Genomic DNA, 24,762 nt, shown 5'->3' on the forward strand with positions numbered 1-24,762 from the left:
GTAGTGCAACGTTGAATTTCGCGGGCGTTCGAGAACCTTGAGCAGTTCTTGCTTGCGGCGTAGCAGGCGTGCCAACAGCTTGTCCAGCTCCATACAACCCGTCCGGATAGAGAAGATGCGGTCAAACCGTATCGCCGGAAAAGCGGCTGATTTTGATCCATGGATGAGGGGCTCTTACTGCGCTGAGATGCAGCTTGAGACGCCTTGTAGAAGCTTCCAAAGATCGAGATCGATCGTATAATTTTTCGGGCACCCACCGGACGTGCTGTGGCGTCGCCGGCATCAGCTTTTGCAGCAGTCGCTCCGCATGCACCCAGCACAGCGCATGATTGCCAACCCGGAACTGGCCGGCATCGTCGGAGATAATGACGGCATTGCCCAGCAGGCCGTGGTGGCGAACAGAACCCCAGATGCCCGCTTCCGCGACGGCCCGAACCATGTCCTTATCGAAGATGTCGCACCACCTATTTGCGCCAGTTGGTGTGCATCCAGCACAAGGGGACCTGGTTGCAAAGCGGTTGAGGTGCGTGCTTTGCAGCGCTGGCGAAGGTGACTGTCCAGGATCCACGCCATGATGCGCGTCTTGGCAGCATAGGCGATTCTCAGAAGCCAGCATCGTTAAGCACATAATCCTGATAATTGCCGCGCAAGAGCGACAGGAAGTTCAGGCGGGATTTTGACTTTCGCTCGCGGTTGCGAAAGACAGGCTGAAATTAATGCTCGCCGCCCGAGATATGGGGTGGGTATGAGTCGTATCATCTGCGCATGACGGCAGCCCCGTGTGTCGATCGATCCGTTGACATAGGTCTTCCGACACCAGGCCAGCATGGACAGAAACGAGCAGGCCCTCAGGCAACAAAGCCATCCAGCCCCTTGGTGAGCAAACGCACAACCTGGCGTTTGGAGATGTCCATGCCGATGTCATTAAGCAGGGTCGACAACCGTTGCGCTGTGACCTGACCTTGCGCATGCAGCATCAGGCAGAGCCGCCTGAGGTTTGGGCCATAACCACCGACGATTCCGGCAGGTAGCGGCGCAAGAATAGTCTTACCGTTCGGAGCAACCCAGCATTCGCGCCGGTAGTGAATAACCTCAGCGCGCAAAACTATATCGCGCACGTAATAGCTCTTGTAGCCCTTGAAGCGTGAACCGTCCGGAACACGGGCATGAAGAACCACATCCCGATCAACGCGCTCGACATCCAGTTTCGGTCCACGCGGCTTCTTCTTGCCCGCCTGCTTGTCCTGAGCTTTCGCGTCCGTTGCCTTATCCATGCCCGACGGTTTGAACGGCGGCCGTGGCGGCAGGTTTTTCAGCCGCGCAATTTCATCGCGAAGGAGTTGGTTCTCAACTTTAAGCCGGGTGTTTTCCAGACGGAGCTCGGCATTCTCCTTACGGAGTGCTGTATTCTCAGCTTCCAGCTTTTCAAGCCGAGCCTCTGCACGTTCGGTTCTCTCAACCAAACCCGTGACCAGACTGCGCAACGCGTTCAGTGAAAGCGTGTCAGCATGCTTGGGCGAGGGAAGCATTCTCTTCGGCATCGCAAAAGAGAATCATGATTTGCCAAAATCAGGAATCCCATAGCCATGAAATATCGATGCGGAACTTACGATATGCACAGTGTTTAATATTTCTGACTTGGAATCAGAAACAGGGTCTTGGCCACCAAATTTGCCCCGCTTACTTAAGCGGGGTAAGCTTGGCAAATTCGGTGGCAATGTCGAACGCGTAGGCAATCTCGGCAGACCCGATGCGCGCTGCTGTACTGATCTTGCGAGCGGTCAGCGTTCCTGGTTCGAAAGGGGAGGGGAGTGTTCAGGCCCGCGCCGCGATCAATGTCGCGAGCGGCGGGATCGGCTCCGGACTGCCGATCTCCAGCCGGTCGCCCAGATAGTGCCAGAACGATAGACCCAGCTTCTGGCACGTCTTCATCTATCCAAGCAGCGTATCGCGGGCAATGCGGCCGTCACGGCTCATTGTGCCGCCAGAGATCTTCCGCTTGATGACGAAGCTGCGCAGATCGTTTTCCGAAGCGTTGGCGTTGAGCGGGATTTCCGGGCGGTCCAGCACCCGCAACAGCTCGGCCTTGCGGCGCGACAACCGCAACAGGAGCTTGTCGACTGCAACGCGGGAGACCCTTTGAGCCAGGCTGACCCGCTTGGGCGGCAATTACATCTCATGGCAAAATCGGTTGGCCGTGATATCCACAAGATGCATGCTTTCGTACGGTTTCGCGAATTACTTGAGACTGGGTTGCGTCGTCGCTTTGCAGCCTGGTTTGAGCCGGAGCATAATATAGTCGAGCCGGGTAGTTCCTTTTTCGCAAAGCGTTTCGCGGATATGGACTGCGGGATCGCCACGCCAAGGCTTACAGCTCGATTTGAGGCCGGCAGACTTAGTTACCACCCAGGCGGTACACGCCCTGACTTATCGGCAGATGCCACCGAAACGCTTTGGGGCACCTATTTCGCGAACATCTTCAATCCGGCACGGGTAAAGCTGAATGCGATGCGCGCGGAAATGCCTAAGAAGTATTGGAAGAACCTACCCGAAACGCGCCTGATTCCAGATATGTTACGAGATGCCGAGTCGCGAGTGGAGCGAATGCGCGTGGCCGCAGAAACGTCACCAGCGGCTGGCGCAGTCGCGATTTCGACCCGTTATCGCGCTGCGATGCCACAAGCGCCCGAGTTCCCTCAGACAATGATCGAAGCGCGAGCGGCTGCCGGACATTGTCGGCGATGTGGATTATGAGAGGCTGCAACCCAGACTGTTTGGGGTGAGGGGCCGGAAGACGCTGAGCTCATGATTGTAGGAGAACAGCCGGGTGATCGTGAGGATCTGGAAGGTCGACCGTTCGTAGGTCCGGCAGGTCACCTCTTGCGTGAAACCATGGTTGCAGCAGGAGCAGAAGTTAGGCAGACATGGCTGATCAATGCAGTTAAGCATTTCAAGTTCATGCCGCGTGGCAAGCGCCGCCTGCATCAAAATCCTGACCGGCAGGAAATCCTGCATCGTCGCTGGTGGCTGGGGCTCGAATTGGCTTTCATCCGTCCACGCATGGTGGTTGAGTTGGGGGCCTCTGCGGCGTTCGCTCTGACGGATAACAACGCTCCTCTTACTTCGCGACGCGGTCAGGCTGAAATTGGGTTACATGATGGACCGGTGCTGATCTCCTGGCATCCATCCTATATCTTGCGGTTAAACGACAGTGTCGCGAGAGAACGTGCAAGGCGTGAATTGATCGAAGATATAATCCAAGCCGCTCGCATGGACGTATCTTTCTGACCTGTCAATGTTTCAGCTTCGATCAGGAGAGATCAATAAAAGGAAGCCGCCGGCGCGTTCGGTGTGTTAGTTCACTGACAGCAGTGGCCATTACTGCTCCAATGTCGGCACTTGCCGTAATTCCCTGCACGAAAGGCTGGTCGTGCATCAGATACGGCAGTGCGCCGAACGCAATCTTGCCACGTGCAATGTCCGGTGCCAGCAAAGTGTAGTCGTCTGAGACGTCCGGAATATCCTCTCCGACCGAAACGAGTTGCCGGCGCAGTGACGGAAACGGCAAATCCTTCGTCTTGAGTGGCTTCTGGCCTCGGGCGTCGATGAACACGTCGAATGTCCGTACTTCCGTGCCAATGGCGATGACGGTGTGATCCTTCCTTACCTCCATGTCGTAATCGTGCCCAAGTTCGAGGACGTCTATCAGGCCGGCCTTGCGCAGCGCCAGCAGTCTGCGGATCGATTCCGACGGGATGGCAGCATAGTTGTCAACGAAGACCTTGCAGAGTCCTGTATCGAACCGCTCGCGGTCCTCTTCATTGAGACGCGGAATGATCTCCTGCACGACCTCGTGCAGCCGAAGGATTGCATAGCGCCAGGGGACGGTATGCTTCTCCCGCTTGTTGCGCTCCACTTCTTTGAGATTGTATTCTGCCCAGCGGAACGCATCGTGGTTTTGCCGATCATCAAAGTACGCGTCAGCGAAGCTGTCAGCGTCGAGCTTCGAAAGTGAAACACGCTCACTCCAGGCCGGATCGGCCACCTCGATTTCGCGCGCGACCAGGGCAAATATCCTGTCAAGCAAGCCACTCTCGCCAGTCTGGATCTCCCTGTTGATCGCCTGCTCCGTGGCAATCTGCAAGGGCTCGTAAGGGATAGGGCAATAAAAATCCGCTTCTGGCAGGATGCCTGAACGGGACATAAGCGTTATCGCCAGACTTTTACTGTCCGGGTCAAGGTCGAAGCTCAGGTTGTCGTTATCTTCCTCAATGAAGCTTCCATGTTGGGCAACGACCGCCATTGCTGCGTCGATGGCGCTAAGCGATGTTCCCATAATACCCACTTTACACGCAGGTATCCTAGCTTCGATCAGTCCAGACCAGGGGCTGGGATAATAATTGCGCGTTGCCTTTTCATCATCGGGCCAGACGTGTCCGGTGGCGATGACGACGAGATCGAAGAGTTTCGAATCGAGCTTCCCCTCAGACCAGAGCTTTACACCATTGGTGGTGGCTTCGATATCCGTTACCTCGCTGGATTCGTGCACTTCGACTGCAAATCCTTTTCGACGCGCTGCCTCGACAAGAGCCAGAAACTGATCCCGGAAATATTCGCCCAGCAGAATGCGAGGCAGGAATTGTCGATCGTGAAGATCTTCCTTGTCGACCCGGTATCGAGCGAGACGCGTCTCGTCCTGCTCGCGCAGCCAGTCGAGATAGGTCGAGGTAATCGGTGGTATCTCGATGCTGGCGATGTTGGCCAGCATAATCCGGCTGTTCTCATCGTCATTATAAGGCATGCCTACGCCAGCTTCATCTTCCTTCTCGTAGATCGAGATGGACATTTGCTCTGCGAATTTGAGCAGCGAGAAGAAAGTATAAATCCCGGTCGGACCGGTGCCGACGATAGCAATGTTCTTCATGGGCAATTACCAATTTCTCCACATTCCAATACATGCGGTTAACGGCCCGGCTGGGCCGGGCCGCTTGTGTTTGCACTTCGAACATCTCTTCACATCAGTTGTATGCCGCGAGATCAGAGCTTGACGGTATCTTCACGCGCCCATAAGCGGAGCTTACGGCACGACACGACGAAGTCGGTGGCCGCCCTTGAATTGTCGAGCGGGATCAGCCCTTCGTCCATTTCGGGCTCGATACCGGCCTTGGCGAGCAGCGGCATCGCGCCTGCGGTAAAGCCAATGAACTTGCAGTGGGCAAAAGCGTCTGCAACAAAGTCTCTTGCAGTGGACTCACTGAGAAGCCTGTTGGCCGCTTCTACAGATAACACAAGCGCTACAGCATCAAACAATACGGATGGACCACCGTCAATCATATGGTCCGCCTCCATCCATTCGCCGCTGGAAGCTTCGAAACCTCCGACCGTCGGCGCAACCAGTTCCACCATCGCGCCTTCCTTCTCCGCGGCGTGCCGGATACCCTTGAGCACCTGTGCATCCGTGTCATTGGCGACAAGCACGCCGATCTTTCTGCCCTTGAAGCTGCCGGTTCCGTTCTCAATAATGCTGAGCGCGGGAGACGGAGCAAGATCGTCACGCACGGGCACCATCGCGTCCGCAGCCTTCGGCATCTTGCGGATGCCGAGCTTGCCGGCGACCGTTTCCGCAAGATTGGCATCGATATTCAGCAGATGAGATACAACACGCTCGCGGATCGCCGGTGCTTCCACCTTCGACAGTTCGAAGGTCAGCGCCATGGCGATATGTTTTTGCTCCACAGCGGTCTGGCTCAGATAGAACTGCCTCGCCTGGCTGTAATGATCGGCGAAGCTCTCCGGTCTAAGGCGAACTTTCTGTCCGTCTTCCTGCGCTGCAAACGACCGGAACCCGCGCCTGGGGTCGGGCCTCGGCCCTTCGCCCCAGGAATTAGGCTGGTAATTTGCCCGTCCGACAGGATTGCGCATCGCCATATGGCCATCCTGCTGGAGATGGTGGAACGGACACTTCGGCGCATTGATCGGGATATGCGTGAAATTGGGGCTGCCCAGTCTTTTCAACTGCGTGTCGAGATAGGAGAAATTGCGCCCCTGAAGCAGCGGGTCATTGGAGAAATCGATGCCGGGGGGAACGTTCTGCGTCATGAACGCGACCTGTTCAGTCTCGGCAAAGAAATTATCCGGCATCCGATCCAGCACCAGCCGTCCGACCGGTATTGGCTTGATGACTTCTTCCGGAATCAGCTTCGTCGGGTCGAGCACATCAAAATCGAAACTGTCCGCGAAGTCCTGATCGAAGAGCTGCACGCACAGTTCCCATTCCGGAAAGTCGCCAGCTTGTATCGCAGTCCACAGATCGCGCCTGTGAAAGTCCGGATCCGCACCGTTGATTTTCACCGCCTCGTTCCAGACAACCGATTGGAGGCCGAGTTTCGGTTTCCAGATGAATTTGACGAAAGTCGACTTGTCCTTGTCGTTCAGGAAACGGAACGTATGAACACCAAACCCCTCCATAAAGCGGAAGGAGCGCGGGATGGCGCGATCCGACATGACCCACATGATCATGTGCATGGATTCCGGCGTCAGGCTGATGAAGTCCCAGAAATTGTCATGGGCTGACTGGGCCTGCGGAAAAGCCCGGTCAGGCTCCTCCTTGACGGCATGGACCATATCCGGAAACCGGATGGCGTCCTGGATGAAGAAGACAGGAATGTTGTTGCCGACAATATCCCAGTTGCCTTCCTTGGTGTATATCTTGACGGCGAAGCCGCGCACATCTCGGGCAAGGTCGAACGAACCCTTCGAACCGGCGACCGTGGAAAAACGGACGAAGACTGGCGTCTTCTCGCCAACCCGTTGGAAAATGTCTGCGCGCGTATATTCGCTGAGTGACTTTGTCGTCTCGAAATAGCCATGCGCACCGTAGCCCCGCGCATGAACCACGCGTTCGGGAATACGCTCATGGTCGAAGTGAAAGATCTTTTCCCGAAAATGGAAATCCTCAATCAGCGTAGGACCTCGATCGCCGACCTTGAGCGTATTGAGGTCATCCGATATCGGCCCCCCTTGGGCGGTCGTCATGGTTTGCGTTTTCTCGTCGGCGAGTTGATGAAGGTCTCCGCCTCGGCCTGCGTCAAGCTTCTGATCATGAAGCTTGAGCGACTTCCGCCCATTTGTGGTCTTGTTGCTGGCTGACATGGCTGGCTCCGATTCTTTCGCGATCTATGTTCAAATGAAAAGGGTGCCGAGTGGCACCCTTAGCTCATGATCACGCTGCTTTGGCGCGTTGGTTAGCTGACGCATCCGCAAGTTTCGTCAGATCACTGTCCGTTTTGGATTCTTCCTGCAACGTCTGGTCGAGTAGTTTTGCAGCGTCGGTCATGCCAAGCTCCGTCGCCCACCGCTTCAATGTCCCATAACGAGTGATTTCGTAATGTTCGACCGCCTGTGCAGACGAGATCAGGCCGGCGTCTAACGCCGCGGTATCCTTGAATTCCTCCATGATCTCCTCGGCTTCGGCGATAATTCCCTCGATCGCATCGCAAGTCTTGCCTCTTGCTGTCTTGCCCATGATTTCGAACACTTGGACTAGTCGCTCGACGTGGCCTTCAGTCTGTTCACGGTGCTTTTCGAAAGCCGTTTTCAAATCTTCAGAGTGCGCTGCACGCTTCATTTTTGGCAGGGCCTTGAGAATTTTACGTTCAGCGTAATAGATGTCCTTGAGAGTATCGTGGAATAAGTCTTCGAGATTTTTTTCCTTGGCCATAATTCATCTCCTCTTATGAATTGGTTACCACAAATCGCCGGTAAAGTTCCGGCAGTAAGTGATCAATGGCTGATGAGACAGGCAGGAAACTGCGTCTCTGCCTCCTCGTTTAACGCCGTGTCGAAATTTAAGTTCCCGGCCGGACGGCCACAGTTTCTATTCCGACAGAAGCGTTCGACGAGATATCTGCGACTGATTTGTGGGAACTCCTATCTTGCGCAGGCGCCAGCCCCTTCCCATCTGACGGAATGTCAACTGTTTTCAAAAAATCCGATCCGCATCATGCGGAACAAAATCTCGCAGACGCAGTTTCCCACGTGGCGATAACACCCGCCAAGCGCCAGAAACTCATTTAACACCGGGACATGGCGCAGCCCTGCCTGGTGTTGTCACGTTAACTGGGCTGCAGTTGCCTGCCTGACGGTTTGGGCGTAAATTTTGGCGATGCAGACATCAGATATCATCTTCAAGCGTCACCGTTTTCCGCCACAGATCGTTGCTCATGCGGTGTGGCTTTATCTGCGGTTCAACCTTAGTCTGCGTGAAGTTGAAGAAATGCTGCTTGAGCGTGGAATCGACGTATCATACGAGACAGTTCGTCGTTGGATCGCCAAGTTCGGCCCCCAGATCACACGCAACTTGCGGCGGCGTCAGGCGCGCCCCGGCGATGTTTGGTATTTGGACGAAGTGGTCGTCAAATGCGCTGGAGAAAAATTCTGGCTTTGGCGTGCGGTGGATCAACATGGCTCCGTTCTCGAAGAAATCTTGCAGAAGCGGCGTGATAAAAAGGGCGGCAAAGCGATTGCTTGTGGCGTTAATGAAGCGCTATGGCTTTGCTCCCAAACGGATCATCACCGATAAGCTCCGCTCCTACGGTGCAGCAAAGGCAGAAGTGGCACCCGGCCTTGACCATTGGTCGCACAAGGGCCTCAATAATCGGGCCGAAAATAGCCATCTGCCGTTTAGGAAACGGGAGCGAACCATGCAAGGTCATCGGTCACCTGGAGCGTTGCAACGGTTCGTCTCCATGCACTCAGCGACCCGCAATTGTTTCTCTGTTCCATCTCGTCGCCGAGCCGCACACACAATTCTCTACCATCGCCTCGAAGCTTTCGATGCATGGAAAATTGCGGCCTGTTTCGCCTGAATATCTACGAGCCCCTGGTCTTTCCGGCCAGAGAAACTTAACGTGACAACACCGCTTCGGCTCATTGATCGCCTTCGGCATTTTTAGCACCGGGCTCTTCGCGCCGGTCCTGATCGCGCACCAGCCAGTGGACTGCTCCGAGCGCAAGAGCCGCGCCCGCGAGGGCGGCAGTCTTGGGCTGGCTCCGTCTCGCCAAGGTCGAGGATGATAAATTTGCGCGCGATCGCGAGGAGCGCGATCAGCACGATCGTGCGGACCTGGAGAATGCCGAAGCTGCGTTCTGTCGCCACAAGAAGGGAGCGCTTGAACTCGAGCGCAATTACAACGGTGAAGATCATTCCGAACACCACCTGGAAGGTGGCGTAATCGAGCGTGTCGAACGCTCCCAAGACCAACCGGTTCACGACCTCGCGCATCAGCGCCCAAACCGACGCCACGACGATAACCGCAATGATGGCGCTGAGGACGAAAATGACGACCTGTTCGAACTTCTCGTAGAGCGTCATCGCCGACCATTGTTCACGGGTTAGCCCGGATCGTTTCAGGTCTTTCATCATTCCCCCTCGAAAGCCGCCCCGGAGAAACAGGCTCCCCGGGGCTCACCAGACGGCGTGATATCAAACGGAGCTGAGCGGACGCCGCAAACCGGCGACACCCAATGTGGCAAATCAGCCGTTCTTGACATCGATGCGCTTGATCTTCGCCTGCGCCTCGGGTGTCTGGGGCAGCTTGATCGTCAGAACCCCGTTCTTGAAGGATGCCTGCGCCTTTTCGCCATCCACACCGGGAGGGAGCGGAATTGTCCGGTAGATTGCGCCGTAGCTGCGCTCGGAGAGGTAATACCCCTTCTTCTCCACCTGGCGCTCGATCTTCTTCTCCCCCTTCACAGTCAACATGTCATCGTTGACCGTCACCTCGATGTCCTTCATCTCCATGCCCGGCAGCTCGATCGACACTTCGATCGCGTTGTCGGTCTCGACCATGTCGGATTTGGCTTCGCCGCTGCCCCAGGGCCATTCGAACTGACCGACCCGGTTCCAAAAGTTCTCGAACACATGGTTCATTTCGCGCTGGAGTGTCGCGATCGGGTTGTCTTCGCTGCTCTTGGCGTCTGGCGCGCCGTCCTTGCGCGCCCAGGGGATGAGGTCTTTGATCTGCATGATATGGTCTCCTTCGGTTTTCAGGCGCCCTTGACGGCGATCCTTTTCGGCTGCGCTTCAGGGGCCCGGGGGAGCGTTAAAGTTAGGACGCCTCCTCGCATCTCGGCTTCGATCCTGTCGGGGTCGAAGTCCTCGGAAAGCGTGAAGGCACGCTCGAAATCGCCCTCGCCATATTCGGCATAGGCAAGTTCGAGGTTTTTCGGCCGCACCGGGTCAACCTTGCCGCGGATCGTCAACACACGATTTTCGAGCGTGATTTCGATCGCATCGGCGGCGACCCCAGGCATTTCAAGCATCATGGAGACACCCTGATCGGTCTCGACGATATCGGTCAACGGGCGGTAGATGCGTCCGCCGCCGGTGGTCTCGGGCGAGTCGGTCGGCGTCTTTTCGGCGGCTTGCGTGATGTCGGTGCTCATCGTTCCAGCTCCTCTCAGGCTGCCTTGATCTCGATTTTCTTCGGCTTTTCTTCCTCGGGCCGGGAGATGACGATCCGCAATACGCCGTTCGTCATCCTCGCCTCGACCTTGTCATCCGAGGCCGCGAACGGCAGGCGGATAGTGCGGGAAAACCTGCCGAAACTGCGTTCGTTGCGGTGCCAGCGCGCACCGTCGGGAACCTCGGGCGCCTTGCGTTCGCCCGAAAGCGTCAGGACGTTGTCCTTGACCGAAATTTCAATGTCGCCCGGTTCGATGCCGGGAAGTTCAGCGGTGACTGCAACGGCCTCAGGGCCTTGCCAGACATTTACCGCCGGGAACGCCGCGCGGGACGGCGGCCAGAAACCGCGGTCGAGATCGCGCATCATGGAGCGCATCAGCGCAAAGGGATCGCTGCGGCGCAGATATGTCGGGTAGAGCATTGCTGGCCTCCTGTTGCTGATCGATACCCCCCGAACCGTCGGCATGGAGGGACCGGGCAACGGTGCCGGCCGGATGTGGGTTCGGAGAACGCCTATCAAGATAGGCCGTTCCATTTATTATGCAAGCATGTATGATGGATGCATTGCGTTTTGGATGGGGGGGGGGGGGCGGTTTCTCCTGTGTACCATGCAATCGGAGGAAGGATACCCATGATCTCTTCGGACATCGCGCTGATCGGGACGACGATCCACCGGGTCGCGCAGCTCATCCAGCAGCGGATCGACCAAGACATCCGCGGCAGCGGCCTGACCCGCCTGTCCTGGATGGCGGCGGCGCATGTCGAGGATGCGCCTGGGCTGACCATCGGCGATCTGGCCGACCTGCTGGAGGTCGGCCAGGCCACAGCCGGCCAGCTCGTCGATCGCATGGTCCGGGGCGGCTGGGTCGAGCGGTCGCCCTCGCCCGACGACAGGCGGGCGCAGATCGTCACGGCAACGTCGAAGGCCCGGGCGATGCTGAAGGAACTCGCGCCGCGGCAATCGGCGCTCGAAGATGAAATCCTGCAGGATCTGTCGGCGGACGAAAGGCGCATTCTGCTGGCGCTGCTCGAGCGCATCAAGTCGCGGCTCGGGCGCTAGGGAAAAGGAAAAGCCGTGTGGAAAAGAAGACCGAATACAACATCTGGTACTGGGTGATGGCTTTCATAGCCGTGATCTTCATCCAGGATCTGATCGCCGGCTGGCAATCCGTCGCGCCGATCAGCTACAGCCAGTTCGAGAAGTATCTCGCTGACGGGAAAATTTCTTCTGTCGCGGTCGGGTCAGACACTATCACAGGCAACTTCGCCGAACCCGTCGACGGCAAGAAGCAGTTCGTGACGACTGTAGTGAATCCCGCAATCCTGGAACGGATAGACCGGTCAGGTATCGAGATCACTGGCGTTCCGCAAAACACTTTCTTCGGCACGCTGATTTCCTGGGTGGCGCCAGCGCTTGTCTTCTTCGGAATCTGGATGCTGCTGTTCCGCAAGTTCGCCGACAAGCAGGGTTTCGGCGGGTTCATGCAGGTCGGCCGCAGCAAGGCCAAAGTTTACATGGAAAGGGAAACCGGCGTCAGTTTCGCTGACGTGGCCGGCGTGGACGAGGCCAAGGCCGAGTTGGAAGAGGTCGTGGAGTTCCTCAGGAACCCCGCCGAATACGGAAAGCTGGGCGCACATATCCCCAAAGGCATATTGCTCGTTGGGCCGCCGGGCACCGGCAAGACGCTGCTGGCGCGCGCGGTGGCGGGTGAGGCCGGCGTGACCTTCTTTTCGATCTCGGGATCAGAGTTCGTCGAGATGTTCGTGGGCGTCGGTGCCGCGCGGGTGCGCGACCTCTTCGAGCAGGCCCGGAAATCCGCGCCGGCGATTATCTTCATCGACGAACTCGACGCTCTCGGGCGGGCGCGCTCCTCCGGCCAGATCGCTGGCGGCCACGATGAGCGTGAGCAGACGCTGAACCAGCTTCTGACCGAGCTCGACGGCTTCGACCCATCAGTCGGCATCGTGCTGCTTGCGGCCACGAATCGCCCGGAGATTCTCGATCCGGCGCTGTTGCGGGCCGGACGCTTTGACCGGCAGGTGCTGGTGGATCGGCCGGATAAGAAGGGACGTGTGCAGATTCTCGGCGTTCACATGAAAAAGGTGAAGCTCGCCCCGGACGTCGATGCCGAGAAGGTCGCAGCGCTTACTCCCGGCTTTTCCGGCGCGGATCTTGCCAATCTCGTCAACGAGGCAGCATTGCTCGCCACGCGCCGCAAGGCTGATGCGGTGACGATGGACGACTTCAACAATGCCGTCGAGCGCATCATCGCGGGGTTGGAAAAGAAGAACCGCGTGCTCAATCCGCGCGAGCGCGAGATCGTGGCGCACCACGAGATGGGGCACGCGCTTGTGGCGATGGCTCTGCCGGGGGTGGACCCGGTGCACAAGGTCTCGATCATCCCGCGCGGAATTGGCGCGCTCGGCTACACTATCCAGCGCCCGACCGAGGACCGCTTCCTGATGACGCGGGAGGAGCTGGAGAACAAGATCGCAGTCCTGCTTGGCGGGCGCGCGGCCGAGAAGATCATCTACAATCATGTCTCGACCGGGGCGGCCGACGATCTGGTCAAGGCTACCGATATCGCCCGCGCCATGGTCGCGCGGTACGGGATGGACGAAGACCTCGGGCATGTCAGCTACGACACCGATCGGCCAGGCTTTCTCGGCACCGGCGACCAGTCGTCGTGGCTGAACCGCCGCTACAGCGAGGCCACTGCCGAGCGGATGGACTCGAAGGTGCGCGACATCGTGGATGGCGTGTTCAAGCGCACCCTCTCGCTTCTCGAAGCCAACCGGGCGCTGCTCGAGCAATCCGCGCAGGATCTCCTGCAACGCGAGACACTGGACGAGCCCGATCTGGTGGCAATTGGGTCCAAGGTGAAAAGAACGGAAGCGGTCGCTGCGTAACACTGTCACTGGCGCAGATGATCGGCGGACAACCCTGACTGGATAAAGAAACGGAGAAGACGAATGGCAAACGGAGCTTGCGATATTTGCGGTCGCCCGGCGACGGCGCGCGTGCGCGCCTCGGTGAACGGCAAAGTTCAGAACATGGAGCTGTGCGATCAGCACTACCGCGAAATGGTGCGCCGGTCGGGCCGCAGCGCATCGCCGCTGGAGTCCCTGTTCGGACGACATTCCCTTTTGGACGAATTCTTCGGCGATAGCGGGTTCGGCAGCCTGTTCAGCGACAGCCCGCTGCGGGGTGGTGCACTGGGCGCCACGGGCGCGGGTGAGGACGACGTCGTGGATGCCACCTTCGGGGAGGAAACGCCGCGCCGCGGATCGCGGCGCGGCGGCGGACGCACCATCGCCGACCGGCTGAGCGAACAGGGCAACAAGCTGCTGCAGGATGCAGCACAGAAGGCCGGGGAATTCGGGCGCAGCGAGGTCGATACCGAACATCTGCTTCTGGCATTGACCTCGTCTGACGTCGTCAAGACGATCCTGGAACAGTTCAAGGTCGATGTGGACGATCTGCGCCGCCAGATCGAGAAGGAGGCGAAGCGTGGAGACGCCAAGACGGACGGCGAAATCGGCGTAAGCCCTCGCCTGAAGGACGCGCTGAACCGGGCCTTCATCGCCTCGAACGAACTCGGCCATTCCTATGTCGGTCCCGAGCACCTTCTGATCGGACTTGCCGAGGAAGGTGAAGGCCTGGCCGCGGCGATGCTGCGCAAGCTGGGGTTGACGCCGCAGGCGCTGCGTCAGCAGGTGACCAAGGTCGTGGGCAAGGGAGCCGAGGAGGGCCGCGTCGAGACTCCGTCGAACACCCCCGATCTCGACCAGTTCAGCCGTGACCTGACGAAACTCGCCCGCGAGGGCAAGCTCGATCCCGTCATCGGCCGCGCCCGCGAGATCGAGACGACGATCGAAGTGCTGGCCCGCCGGAAAAAGAACAACCCGGTGCTGATCGGCGAGCCCGGCGTGGGCAAGACCGCCATCGTCGAGGGACTTGCACAACGGATCGTCGCGGGCGAAGTGCCCGAGGCGCTGCGCGACAAGCGGCTGGTCGAGCTCAACATCAACTCGATGGTGGCCGGGTCGAAGTATCGCGGCGAGTTCGAGGAGCGGGTGCAGAAGATCCTCAAGGAGATCACCGAGGAGAAGGACAGCCTGATCCTGTTCATCGACGAGATGCACACCATCGTCGGCGCCGGCCAGGGCGGCGGCGAAGGTGGTCTCGACATCGCCAACACCTTCAAGCCGGCGCTGGCGCGGGGCGAGCTGAACCTGATCGGCGCGACGACGCTCAACGAGTACCAGAAATACATCGAGAAGGACGCGGCGCTCGAGCGACGGTTCCAGCCGGTTTATGTGGACGAGCCCACGGTCGCACAGACGATCATGATTCTGCGCGGGCTGCGCGACACGCTCGAAAGCCACCACAAGGTGACGATCACCGACGAGGCGATCATCGCCGCCGCGGAGCTTTCGGATCGCTATATCACCGGTCGCTTCATGCCCGACAAGGCGATCGACCTGATCGACCAGGCCGCGGCGCGGGTGAAGATCTCGGCCACTGCTCGGCCCGTGGACGTGCAGGAACTCGAAGCCGAGGTCGCGCAGATCAAGCGCGAGCAGGACTATGCCGCAGCCCGCAAGCAATTCGACCGAGCAGCAGAACTGAAGAAGGAGCTGGAGCAGAAGCAGAAGGAGCTCGACGAGCTTCTGGAGATCTGGAAGCGCGATCAGGCTTCGGCGACCGCCGAGGTGCGCGCCGATCATGTCGCGCAGATCGTCTCCAAGATCACCGGCGTTCCGGTCACTGAGCTGACCACCGAGGAGAAAGACAAGCTCCTCAAGCTCGAGGAGAAGCTGCACGAGCGCGTCATCGGCCAGGAAGAGGCCATCCGCGCCGTGGCGGATGCGGTGCGCCTGGCGCGCGCAGGACTGCGCGAGGGACGCGGCCCGACCGCGACATTCCTCTTCCTCGGGCCGACCGGGGTTGGCAAGACGGAACTGGCCAAGACGCTCGCCGAAGTAATCTTTGGCGATCAGGACGCAATCATCCGCATCGACATGTCGGAGTATGGCGAGCGCCACTCGGTCGCCCGGCTGGTGGGCGCGCCTCCCGGCTACGTCGGATACGACGAAGGCGGGCAACTGACCGAGAAGGTGCGCCGTCGGCCCTACTCGGTCGTGCTGCTCGACGAGATCGAGAAGGCGCACCCGGATGTCTACAACATTCTGTTGCAGGTGTTCGACGACGGTCGGCTGACCGACGGCAAGGGGCGCGTGGTGGACTTCACCAACACCATCATCATCGCCACGTCGAACCTCGGTTCGGACATCATCCAGCGCAACCTCACGAAACGCGGCAGCAGTGAGTTCGACGAGGCCAAGCAGAAGTCCGAGCTGATGGAGGTGTTGCGCGGTCATTTCCGGCCAGAGTTCATCAACCGGATCGACGAGATCATCGTCTTCCACTCGCTGAACCAGTCGGAAATCCGCCAGATCGTCGAGTTGCAGCTCAACCGGGTGAAGCGGACCGCCCTTACCCAGGGCGTCGAACTCGAACTCGATGTGAGCGTCGTGGATCACTTCGGCGCGGTCGGCTTCCGTCCCGAATTCGGTGCCCGCGAGCTACGCCGGCTGATCCGGTCGCAGTTGGAGACCGAGTTGGCCCGCGAGATGCTCTCCGGGCGGATCGAGGATGGTGACAAGGTCCGCGTCGCCTGGTCGGAAGACGAACAGAGGGTCGTGTTCGAAAAGATCGTAAAGGACACCGGTGACGACAGCCCGGACGATCAGGCCAAGGCCGGGATCGAGGAGCCCAGCGAAGTTGCCGAAAACAAGACGGACGTTCCGAAGCCCAGCGTTGGGGATGAGGTGCAGTCCAAGGACGACAAGTCCGCCGAGTGACAGCGCAAAAGACTGGCCCGGCGCGATATCGGTCGCGCCGGACCATCTCTTCGGAGAGTTATAGGAAGGTCCACGGCATGAACGTCATTAGATCATTCCGCAATCTCGACCGGCACGGCCAACAGCGCGCGCCTGAGGTCATCGAGGAAGAATTGCGGCAACTTGAACCGCACCTTGCGCGCTTTCGCGAGGATCTGGTCCGGCTCGAAGTCGTTGCCTCGCAGACGAGGGGCAAGAAGCGCATCAAAGTCAGCCTGCGCCTGCAACTGCCGTCGGGCGTGATCGCGGCGCGGGAAGAGGGATTCGAGATCGAGCCTGTCCTGCGCAAGGCCTTTGCCGACCTGCGCCACCAGGTCGATCGGCATGTGGCGCGCCTCAAGCACGAGCCTGAATACAAGCGTCCCGCCCGCCGGCGCCGGATCGGCGCCCCGCTGCCGCCCGCGCGGGATGCGGCGGAAGCGGACCGGCGCCAACTCTTCTTCGACCTGATCGAGGATCATCTCGATACGGTCTACGATACAGTCAGGCGCGAGTTGACCTATCTCGAGTGTAGCGGGTCTGTGCCGGCTGGCTACCTGAGCGTTGGCGATATCGTCGATGCGACGATCCTCAACGGGCTCAACCGCTTCGAGCGGCGGCCGACCGAATTCTCCGTCCGGGACTGGCTGACGCAGCTGGCCTTCGAGACCGTCGAGGCCGAGGCGCAGGCTGCGCGCCGCGCGGTGCCCGAGGATGCCGCCTCCATCGAGGCGGAACCCGAGGCCCCGGCGGAGGATCCGACCGAGGCGGATCAGGCGATGTTCGAGTTCTACCAGCCCGACGAAGTGCTGATGCTGGAGGACCTCATCGCCGACGACGGCGGCACAGACCCCGAGACCGAAGTGGATCGTCATGATATCGCCATGGCACTGCACCGGGCTATCGCAGATCTTGCTCCGGTCGAGCGCCGCGTCCTGTATCGGATGTACCTGGAAGACGCCACGATCGCGGAGACGGCGCACCTCCTGGGTCTCACTGAGGCGGAAGTGTTGAAGATTGCAGAGAACGCGGCGGAGACACTGCGCGGCACGCTGGTCGAAGCCGGGTTGATCGGCGAGGCATCGGGGCGCCCGCCCGTGGAAAGGGAAATTGCCCGGACGCAGTGTCTGCCTCAACCGGTCGAGGACCGCCGCCGCGTGGCGGCCGCCCTGGCCGGCGCGGAGACAATCGGCACTACTGAGTTGAAACCTGAACAGGAGATGGACCAATGACGACAACCTCTGCAAAGCAATCCGACACGATGCAGGACATGCTGGGCAGCCTGTCCGGGAACTGGTGGCTGTTCGTGCTGCGCGGTGTCCTGGCGCTGGTGATCGCGGTTCTCGCCTTCCTCATGCCTGCGGAGTCGCTGCTTGCTCTGACGCTGGTCTTCGGCGCTTTCGCCTTCGCCGATGGCGTGTTCGGCCTCGTCGCCGCCGTCCGCAACATCCGCGGGGGCGATCGCTGGGGCTGGCTGATGTTCAGCGGCATTCTGGGCATCGCCACGGGCGTCGTCGTGGTTGTCTCGCCTTTTGTCGCGACGCTTGTGCTTGCGACATTCCTCTGGGCCAGCATCGCATTCTGGTCCGTGTTCTCGGGTGCCCTCGAGATCGCGGCAGCGATCCGCCTGCGAAAGGAAATCAACGGCGAAATCTGGCTGATCCTGAGCGGCCTTCTCTCGGTCGTTCTCGGTGTCGTCGTGACCTGGATGCTGCTGACGCGCCCGGTCGAAAGCTTCCTCGCGCTCGGCTGGCTGATCGGCTTCTACGCCGCGGTCTTCGGGGTGATGATGATCCTCCTCGGGCTACGGCTTCGCAAGGCGGATCGTTCGGACGGTGCGGCCTTCGATGACGCTCCCCCATCGGCAAAGGCGTGAGGTGCCCTGTGGTGGATGACGAGCGACTTGCCGGCGAAGAGCACGATTTCACCCGATGGGACGAAACGATCTTCGACCGTTGCCTGAGCACCGGCTTCAATCCGTTCGGCAGCGGTCCGACGCCAATCTTCCTGCGGCACCGGGACGCAGAGGCGCCGGACGCCGATGCGAAGCCGTGCATGCCACCTGACACCGAAAATGCGAGGTGCTGATGTCGAACCGCCTGCCTGACTTGGCATTTGCTGCTGCGGCCGCTGCCTTGGGCATCGGCATCGTTTTCGTTTTTCGTTCGATGTATCTTGCCGAAGACATACTGCCTTTCGCGCAGGAGATGACGCTCATCTTCCTCGGCGCTGTCGTGACGATCATTCTGACCGCGGCGCTTCTCAATCGCCAGACCGATCTCGAGCTTCGCAAGGAAGGAAGGGTCATCATCCTCCAGCAGCAATGCGACATTTACATGGCCTGCATCGAGAAGGTCGCAGAGATCGTGGAAACCGCAAGGCACGATGCGAAGCTGATCGATGAACTGCGTGTTCTCAGCCACAAGCTGGCTGTGGTCGCGAGTGCAGGGGGTCGTGTCCAGCTTCGAGCAGGTACTGGAGAGCTTGCAGTCCGGTTTTGCTGACGGCACGCTCTCGGACGGGGACCGAGAGGGCGTGATGAATGCCGTCGCCGATCTCACGATAGCGATGCGGTCGGACGTCCTGCACGCTGCTGCCTTTCCTTCGCAGAACACCGAACGCGCCGTTCGCCTGAATTCGAGGCGAATGGAAAAAACTCGGCGATCTCGAACGTCACATTCTCGCATCAACCGACACCCAGGAGAGCTGACATGCGCGGTCACAATCGCCCACCATTCCCGCCGAAGATACCCGGGACCAACATGAGATCATGGGACGTTCCGACCGCGATCATTTACCGGCCGGCACGTTCCGCGATGACATCGGCGCCGCGGCCCAACTACTGGATACTGGAATTCGAGCCGTCGCGCCCGCCCCACATCGAGCCGCTGATGGGATATACCTCCAGCGACGATCCCTATCGTCCGATCCGGCTGAAGTTTCCCGACCGCGAAAGCGCCGTGGACTTCGCAGAGAGGCAGGACTGGCATTATGTCGTGCGCGAGGACGCTGGGGGAGCCCGGATGGCGAACTCTTGGGCGGGTGAGACGCGCCACCGGCTGCACAGGGGCGTCGATGCCCCGGGAGCCTTCCGGGTCCCGTTCCGCCCCGATCGCCGCCTCTCAAGAGGCGTCCAGCATGAGAGCACGGCCGACCCGTCTACCAGCGACAGGGAGAGTTTCGATCCGGTCCTCGAAGCCTCGCTCGAATCCTTCCCCGCCTCTGATCCTCCGGCGTGGACGGGTGTGACAATTGCAAGAAAGACGACGGGATGACGGCCAGCTACATGCGCTCGATCTACCGGCTCTACCGCGAGGAGGGCCTGACGGTGCGCAAGCGCCGGGCGCGGCGACGCGCGGTGGGCACGCGGGCGCCGATCCTGGTCGAGGCAAGGGCGAACGCGCGCTGGTCGCTGGACTTCGTGCACGATCAGTTCGCCTGCGGGCGGCGCTTCCGTGTGCTCAACATCGTCGATGACGTGACGCGCGAATGCCTGGCAGCGATCCCGGACACGTCGATCTCCGGTCGCCGCGTTGCTCGTGAGCTGACGGACCTGATCTCCCGACGCGGCAAGCCGGGCATGATCGTCTCCGACCACGGCACGGAGTTCACCTCGAACGCGATCCTCGCCTGGTCGAAGGATCATCGCGTCGAGTGGCACTACATCGCGCCCGGAAAGCCCATGCAGAATGGCTACGTCGAGAGCTTCAACGGCCGGATGCGCGATGAGCTCTTGAACGAGAGCCTGTTCTTCGGCCTCGACCACGCCCGCAGCGCCATCGCCGAATGGAGGCAGGACTTCAACACCGCGAGACCGCACTCCTCGCTCGGATACCAGACCCCGGCGGCCTTCGCCGGAACCCTTACCGCAACCGGCTCCGACGCTTCGCTCGATAAGGGCTTCGCGTCTCCGCCCGTTGCTCAACCCGCGCCCAACGGCGTAACAGAAACGGTCGAGACTCTAATCGCCGCTGGATGAAAGTTCAGTGGCAGGTCACTTTGTGCGCAACTTTGTCTTGCCTGACAACGTTGATTCGACCAAGGTGACGGCTTCGATGAAAGACGGCGCGCTGGAAGTGCGGCTTGTCAAGGCCGAGCAAGCCAAACCGAAACAGATTGAAATCTCAGTCAACTAACTTTAATTAGGAGCCCAAGATCATGAATATCAAACAGCCCCAATCAACCTTCTCCGCACTTGCCCTGGCGGTCGTCGTCGGACTTAGCGGACCGGCTCAGGCCCAATCGGCGGCAGGTTCTAGCCCAGGTGCTGCAGCACCCTCTGCCGCATCCAAGGCGGCGCAGCCACAGGTAGATGACAAGGCCGCCCGGGAAGCCGAAAAAAAGCGTGCTGAGCTCACTCAGGACGCCATCACGGCGCTCACCAAGACCCAGGAGGCTTTGACACTCCTTGATGCAAAGAAGACCAAGGAGGCGCTCGCTGCGCTGGAACTGGCCAGCGGAAAGCTGGAACTGGTATTGGCACGCGACGCCAAACTTGCTTTGGCGCCGGTCGATGTACGCGTCATCACCCACGATATCCACGCCAACGTGGAAACGGTGAAGAAAGCGGTCGAGTTGTCTCGGGAGTTGTTGGGTGATGGCGAGGTGCAAAAGGCCCGGCCCATCGTCGCCAATCTGGCCAGCGAAATCGTGATCGAAACCGACAACCTGCCGATGGCAACGTACCCGGCAGCGATCAAGTCGGCCGCACGGCTCATCGACAGCGGCAAGATCGACGACGCCAAGGCGGAACTCGCCCGAGCACTGAACACGCTGGTGGTGACCTCGGTCGCCTTTCCTCTGCCCGTGCTACGGGCTGAAGCCGCGATGGCAAAAGCTGAAAAGCTGGCCGAGACCGACAAGCGCGATGCCAAGCAGAACGAGGAGCTCAGCACCTTGCTGTCGTCCGTGCGCACGGAGATCGAGATGGCGCAGATCCTGGGTTATGGCAAGAAGGCGGATTTCAAACCCATCTTCGATCAGGTGAAGTCCATTGAGCAAAAGTCGGCTGGTGGCAAAAGCGGCAAGGGATGGTTCGACGAGTTGAAGACGCGCCTCCAAAAGCTGTTTTGAGGTGATGAAGGGGCCGACTGTTCGGTCGGTCAGTCTCGCGATGTTCGCAGTCAGCCCCAATAGATTCGCCTATTTTCACTAACTCATACGAGGCATATCACCATGAATGAGCAAACATCGAATCCCAATGCGACGAACAAAGAAATAAACGAACAGGCCGCGGTAAGCAGCCTTCCTGTCAGTCCAGAGGCCAAGCCTGAAGTCGTCACGGAGGTACAGCCTGAGGTTCAGAAGGAAACGGGCTCGCAGGCGGCAGACAAACGTAAACAAGTCCTCGATGAGGCCGTCTCGGCCTTGGCGCTGACCAAATCAGCGCTGGCCGCACTTGACGGCAAGGACGCTGCACGCGCATTGGCAATGCTGGCCGAAGTGACTGGAAAGCTGGAGCTGATTGTTGCGCGCGAACCCACGCTTGCCCTGGCCCCCGTTGATGTGCGCACCATCGTGCACGACTTGTTCGCCAACACGGAAACCATTGAGGCGATGACCGACGAGGCGCTGGATGCCCTCAAACATGGCGAGGTGCAACAGGCACGTCACGTGCTGGCTTTGCTGGCCAGTGAAATCGTGATCGCGGTCACCAACATCCCTCTGGCGTCCTATCCCGCAGCCGTGAAGTCAGTCGTGCCGCTGATCGATCAGGGCAAGATTGAAGAAGCCAAAGCCGCGCTGCAGGCAGCGCTCAGCACGCTGGTCGAGACGCGCAGCGTGCATCCGCTGCCCCCGCCCTGCGCGCCAGGCTGCTCCTGAAGCGCGCCGAGACCTTGGTAGAAGATAGTCAGCGGAGCGAAGCGTCCAATGAGCGCCTGGAGACATTCTTGAACGAAGCGCGGCAGCAGTTGGAAATGGCAGAACTGCTGGGCTATGGAAAGAAGAAGGACTTTGAGCCCCTGTATGCTGAACTCAGGAAAGTCAAGCAAAAGACGGCTGGGGGAGGCGGCGGAAAAGGCTGGCTCGATGAAATCAAGGCAAAGCTGTCCAAGTTGTTCTGAAACCGCTGGATAGGGCGTAAGAGGGGCGCGTCGCGCCCCCTCTCTTTGCTCAGGAGTGTATGCTTTTTCACCCCATTAGGCCGCGTGGACGAACCTGATCCATAAGCGGATGCAGCCGAGCAGGGCGAAGCCGAGAAAGCTGGAAGCGGTGTGGTCGTAGCGGGTGGCCACGCGGCGGCAGTTCTTGAGACGGTTGATGAAGCACTCGATGCGGGAACGCAGGGCGTAGAGGCGTCGGTTGACGCTGTGCTGCACCTTGCGGCTCCGCTTGGTCGGGATCTCCGGCTGGGCCCCCCGGTCGCGCGCATCCTGCCGCAGGCGGTCACTGTCGTAGCCCCTGTCACCGAGCAGCACGCCGGGATCGCTGTCGCGCTCGGCCATGAGGTCGTCATAGGCGATTAGGTCGTGGGCCTCGCCGGGCGTCAGCACGACGCTGATGGGCAGGCCATCGGCATTGGCACGCAGGTGGAGCTTGGTCGAGAAGCCGCCGCGCGAGCGGCCGAGAGCCTGACTTTGGGTCCCCCCCTTCCTCCGGCAGCGCAGTGGTGCGCCCGGATGATGGTGCTGTCGATCATCTGGAGCATGTCGGCCTCGCCGCCGCTGTCGGCGAGCGCCTGCAACAGCACGTCCCAGATGCCGGAGGTGGTCCAGCGCCGGAACTGGCGGTGGACCGAGTTCCACTTCCCGAGTTCCTCGGGCAGGTCACGCCACGGCGCGCCGCTTCGGGTGATCCAGAAGATGCCGTCCAGCGTGCGCCGGTGGTCCTTCGGTGGGCGGCCGCCGCGGGCCGACTGCTCCGTCAGGAACGGGGCGAAGATCGCCCACTCCGCATCCATCAAACGATCCCGAACCAAGGCCGACCTCCTCTCCAGAGGTCAGCCTCGAATCACGTCATCCGCCTCGGGGGAATCCCCCTTGTGCCGGTTCGTCGACGCGGCCTAGTCCGATTCTACGCAGGCCTGCAGTCACCTATCGCAACTACTACCGCGACGAGGGAATATACGGCTTCCTGCCGGATGGGCGAAGGAAAGGAAAAGGAAATCCATGGATTTGATGCAACTGCTCTGGCTGTTATTCATCGTCTCCGCACTGCAGCCGGCACTGCAGAGGAAGTATCTGGAGGCGATGCGCACTCGGAAGATCGCTCAAATCGAGAGGATACGCGGAAGCCGGGTGATCCTGATGATCCATCGGCAGGAGACGATGAACCTCCTAGGTTTTCCCCTGGTTCGCTACATCGACGTTAACGACTCCGAGGAAGTCCTGCGCGCGATCTAGCTGACGGACGCCGAAATGCCGCTCGACATCGTGCTGCACACCCCCCGGCGGACTGGTCCTCGCTGCCACGCAGATTGCTCGCGCCATCCAGGGACACAAGGGCAAGGTCACAGTTTTCGTGCCGCACTACGCCATGTCGGGGGGGGAACGCTGATCGCTCTGGCCGCAGACGAGATCGTGATGTGCGACCACTCCGTGCTGGGCCCGATCGATCCGCAACTCGGCGAAATGCCCGCGGCTTCACTCATCAGGGTCGTCGAGCAAAAGCCGATCACGGAAATCGACGACCAGACGTTGGTCTTGGCCGATGTCGGTCGAAAGGCGATCGCCCAAGTCGAAACCGTTGCCGATGCGATACTCGACCGCGTCGTGCACAATGCTCACCGCATCAATTTGGAAGGGGATAGCATGCGCAAAGCCAAATCCGGCATTGACATAACGCTCAGCGCGGACAACGAAAGAACGTAAGTCTGATCAACAACAGGCCTGAAAAACGCCGCGGCTGAACTGTCCGCGAATTAGCGAAACAAGTGTCCGCGATTTACTGAAATCGCTGTCCGCGGATTCTGAAATACGCACCTGCCCCTCCGAAACGACACTCAAAGGGAGAACAGAATGCCCACCGTTGCTTGCCCGAAATGCAGTTCCGTCAATCGCGTGCCGCAGGAACGACTGACGGATAACCCCAGCTGCGGCCGCTGCGGCGCCGCCCTGTTCGAGGGCCGGCCAGTCACACTGACCGCCGCCAGTTTCGACCGACACGCCGATGCCGATCTGCCCCTGCTCGTCGATTTCTGGGCGGAATGGTGCGGGCCATGCAAGATGATGGCACCTCAGTTCGAGGCTGCGGCGCGTTCGCTCGAACCTCAGTTCCGTCTCGGCAAGCTCGATACCGAAGCCGAACAGCAGATCACCGATCGTTACGGGATCCGCGGCATTCCCACCATGATCTTGTTCAGGGGCGGCAAGGAAATCGCGAGGACGAGCGGTGTAATGCCTGCCGCGCAGATAGCGCAGTGGGCACGGTCGCACGTTTAGAGTATACAAGTATTGGCATTTCCTGCGACA

At 59.8% G+C, this 24,762-nt stretch carries 18 protein-coding genes and 9 pseudogenes; 17 read left to right on the plus strand and 10 right to left on the minus strand.

Going from position 1 to position 24,762, the window contains the following annotated elements:
- Both C9380_RS28930 and C9380_RS28935 read right to left on the minus strand, forming a co-directional pair.
- Positions 1 to 1,541 (minus strand): annotated as a pseudogene (locus tag C9380_RS28930) (IS66 family transposase); the annotation flags it as partial.
- Between the two features lie 274 nt (positions 1,542 to 1,815).
- A pseudogene (locus C9380_RS28935) lies at positions 1,816 to 2,121 on the minus strand (IS66 family transposase); the annotation flags it as partial.
- A 57-nt stretch (positions 2,122 to 2,178) separates the two neighbouring features.
- Between C9380_RS28935 and C9380_RS27995 the strand changes: the two are divergent.
- Both C9380_RS27995 and C9380_RS28000 read left to right on the plus strand, forming a co-directional pair.
- Positions 2,179 to 2,754: a TIGR03915 family putative DNA repair protein gene (locus tag C9380_RS27995; RefSeq protein WP_247877713.1), complete on the plus strand. Its 576-nt coding sequence runs from the start codon at positions 2,179 to 2,181 to the stop codon at positions 2,752 to 2,754.
- Positions 2,755 to 2,769: 15 nt separating this feature from the next.
- Positions 2,770 to 3,288, plus strand: a pseudogene (locus C9380_RS28000) (UdgX family uracil-DNA binding protein); the annotation flags it as partial.
- A gap of 22 nt (positions 3,289 to 3,310) precedes the next feature.
- Here C9380_RS28000 and C9380_RS24280 read toward each other — a convergent pair.
- The 3 genes from C9380_RS24280 to C9380_RS24290 form a co-directional block, all read right to left on the minus strand.
- Complete coding sequence (locus C9380_RS24280) at positions 3,311 to 4,924, minus strand: FAD-NAD(P)-binding protein (RefSeq protein ID WP_038595096.1); 1,614 nt, start codon at positions 4,922 to 4,924, stop codon at positions 3,311 to 3,313.
- A 113-nt stretch (positions 4,925 to 5,037) separates the two neighbouring features.
- On the minus strand, positions 5,038 to 7,152 hold the full coding sequence (gene katE, locus C9380_RS24285) for a catalase (protein ID WP_038595097.1): 2,115 nt from the start codon (positions 7,150 to 7,152) through the stop codon (positions 5,038 to 5,040).
- A 70-nt stretch (positions 7,153 to 7,222) separates the two neighbouring features.
- Positions 7,223 to 7,720: a YciE/YciF ferroxidase family protein gene (locus C9380_RS24290; RefSeq protein WP_038595100.1), complete on the minus strand. Its 498-nt coding sequence runs from the start codon at positions 7,718 to 7,720 to the stop codon at positions 7,223 to 7,225.
- Between the two features lie 444 nt (positions 7,721 to 8,164).
- On the opposite strand from C9380_RS24290, the pseudogene C9380_RS24295 reads away from it, so the two are divergent.
- Positions 8,165 to 8,867 (plus strand): annotated as a pseudogene (locus C9380_RS24295) (IS6 family transposase).
- 61 nt (positions 8,868 to 8,928) lie between these two features.
- Here the strand turns inward: C9380_RS24295 and C9380_RS24300 are convergent.
- From C9380_RS24300 to C9380_RS24315, 4 genes and pseudogenes are all read right to left on the minus strand, one after another.
- Positions 8,929 to 9,421, minus strand: a pseudogene (locus tag C9380_RS24300) (phosphate-starvation-inducible PsiE family protein).
- A gap of 114 nt (positions 9,422 to 9,535) precedes the next feature.
- On the minus strand, positions 9,536 to 10,027 hold the full coding sequence (locus C9380_RS24305; protein WP_011982931.1) for an Hsp20/alpha crystallin family protein: 492 nt from the start codon (positions 10,025 to 10,027) through the stop codon (positions 9,536 to 9,538).
- A gap of 20 nt (positions 10,028 to 10,047) precedes the next feature.
- Complete coding sequence (locus C9380_RS24310) at positions 10,048 to 10,446, minus strand: Hsp20/alpha crystallin family protein (RefSeq protein ID WP_012754153.1); 399 nt, start codon at positions 10,444 to 10,446, stop codon at positions 10,048 to 10,050.
- Between the two features lie 14 nt (positions 10,447 to 10,460).
- Positions 10,461 to 10,886: an Hsp20/alpha crystallin family protein gene (locus C9380_RS24315; RefSeq protein WP_012754154.1), complete on the minus strand. Its 426-nt coding sequence runs from the start codon at positions 10,884 to 10,886 to the stop codon at positions 10,461 to 10,463.
- 210 nt (positions 10,887 to 11,096) lie between these two features.
- Here C9380_RS24315 and C9380_RS24320 point away from each other — a divergent pair, with 210 nt between their 5' ends.
- The 12 genes and pseudogenes from C9380_RS24320 (at position 11,097) to yfdX2 (ending at position 22,416) form a co-directional block, all read left to right on the plus strand.
- A complete protein-coding gene (locus C9380_RS24320) occupies positions 11,097 to 11,525 on the plus strand; it encodes a MarR family winged helix-turn-helix transcriptional regulator (RefSeq protein WP_128094959.1) in 429 nt (142 codons plus the stop codon).
- Between the two features lie 17 nt (positions 11,526 to 11,542).
- Positions 11,543 to 13,375, plus strand: coding sequence for an ATP-dependent zinc metalloprotease FtsH (gene ftsH / locus C9380_RS24325; RefSeq protein WP_128094960.1), 1,833 nt, complete (start codon positions 11,543 to 11,545; stop codon positions 13,373 to 13,375).
- Positions 13,376 to 13,438: 63 nt separating this feature from the next.
- On the plus strand, positions 13,439 to 16,333 hold the full coding sequence (locus C9380_RS24330; protein ID WP_038595109.1) for an ATP-dependent Clp protease ATP-binding subunit: 2,895 nt from the start codon (positions 13,439 to 13,441) through the stop codon (positions 16,331 to 16,333).
- A 77-nt stretch (positions 16,334 to 16,410) separates the two neighbouring features.
- The gene (locus C9380_RS24335; protein WP_128094961.1) at positions 16,411 to 17,583 is read left to right on the plus strand and encodes an RNA polymerase sigma factor; all 1,173 of its coding nucleotides are present in this window, start codon (positions 16,411 to 16,413) and stop codon (positions 17,581 to 17,583) included.
- On the plus strand, positions 17,580 to 18,227 hold the full coding sequence (locus C9380_RS24340; RefSeq protein WP_038595111.1) for an HdeD family acid-resistance protein: 648 nt from the start codon (positions 17,580 to 17,582) through the stop codon (positions 18,225 to 18,227). The genes C9380_RS24335 and C9380_RS24340 overlap by 4 nt, the downstream gene beginning before the upstream one ends.
- Before the next feature lie 8 nt (positions 18,228 to 18,235).
- Positions 18,236 to 18,439: a hypothetical protein gene (locus tag C9380_RS24345; RefSeq protein ID WP_038595113.1), complete on the plus strand. Its 204-nt coding sequence runs from the start codon at positions 18,236 to 18,238 to the stop codon at positions 18,437 to 18,439.
- Positions 18,439 to 18,855: a hypothetical protein gene (locus tag C9380_RS24350; protein WP_252869883.1), complete on the plus strand. Its 417-nt coding sequence runs from the start codon at positions 18,439 to 18,441 to the stop codon at positions 18,853 to 18,855. Before C9380_RS24345 ends, C9380_RS24350 begins: the two co-directional genes overlap by 1 nt.
- Before the next feature lie 207 nt (positions 18,856 to 19,062).
- Positions 19,063 to 19,626 carry an NADH dehydrogenase ubiquinone Fe-S protein 4 gene (locus C9380_RS24355; RefSeq protein WP_128094962.1) on the plus strand — a complete coding sequence of 188 codons (564 nt, stop codon included), beginning with the start codon at positions 19,063 to 19,065 and terminating at the stop codon, positions 19,624 to 19,626.
- Positions 19,627 to 19,640: 14 nt separating this feature from the next.
- Positions 19,641 to 20,330 (plus strand): annotated as a pseudogene (locus tag C9380_RS24360) (IS3 family transposase); the annotation flags it as partial.
- A gap of 13 nt (positions 20,331 to 20,343) precedes the next feature.
- Positions 20,344 to 20,487: pseudogene (locus C9380_RS24365) on the plus strand (Hsp20/alpha crystallin family protein); the annotation flags it as partial.
- 22 nt (positions 20,488 to 20,509) lie between these two features.
- The gene (yfdX1, locus tag C9380_RS24370) at positions 20,510 to 21,424 is read left to right on the plus strand and encodes a heat resistance protein YfdX1 (RefSeq protein WP_128094963.1); all 915 of its coding nucleotides are present in this window, start codon (positions 20,510 to 20,512) and stop codon (positions 21,422 to 21,424) included.
- 102 nt (positions 21,425 to 21,526) lie between these two features.
- Positions 21,527 to 22,416, plus strand: a pseudogene (gene yfdX2 / locus C9380_RS24375) (heat resistance protein YfdX2).
- 75 nt (positions 22,417 to 22,491) lie between these two features.
- Here the strand turns inward: yfdX2 and C9380_RS24380 are convergent.
- Positions 22,492 to 23,252 (minus strand): IS5 family transposase gene (locus C9380_RS24380; protein ID WP_247877704.1). Its coding sequence is split into 2 segments (ribosomal slippage): positions 22,492 to 22,946 and positions 22,946 to 23,252, totalling 762 coding nucleotides; the frame shifts between segments, so codons are not numbered across the junction.
- 217 nt (positions 23,253 to 23,469) lie between these two features.
- Here C9380_RS24380 and C9380_RS28010 point away from each other — a divergent pair.
- A pseudogene (locus tag C9380_RS28010) lies at positions 23,470 to 24,162 on the plus strand (SDH family Clp fold serine proteinase).
- A 147-nt stretch (positions 24,163 to 24,309) separates the two neighbouring features.
- Positions 24,310 to 24,732 (plus strand): thioredoxin TrxC, encoded by a 423-nt coding sequence (trxC, locus tag C9380_RS24395; protein ID WP_011982916.1) that lies wholly within the window; start codon positions 24,310 to 24,312, stop codon positions 24,730 to 24,732.
- Positions 24,733 to 24,762: the final 30 nt, after the last annotated feature.

Source organism: Brucella pituitosa (genome assembly GCF_003049685.1).
In the GTDB taxonomy this organism is placed as follows: Bacteria; Pseudomonadota; Alphaproteobacteria; order Rhizobiales; family Rhizobiaceae; genus Brucella; species Brucella pituitosa.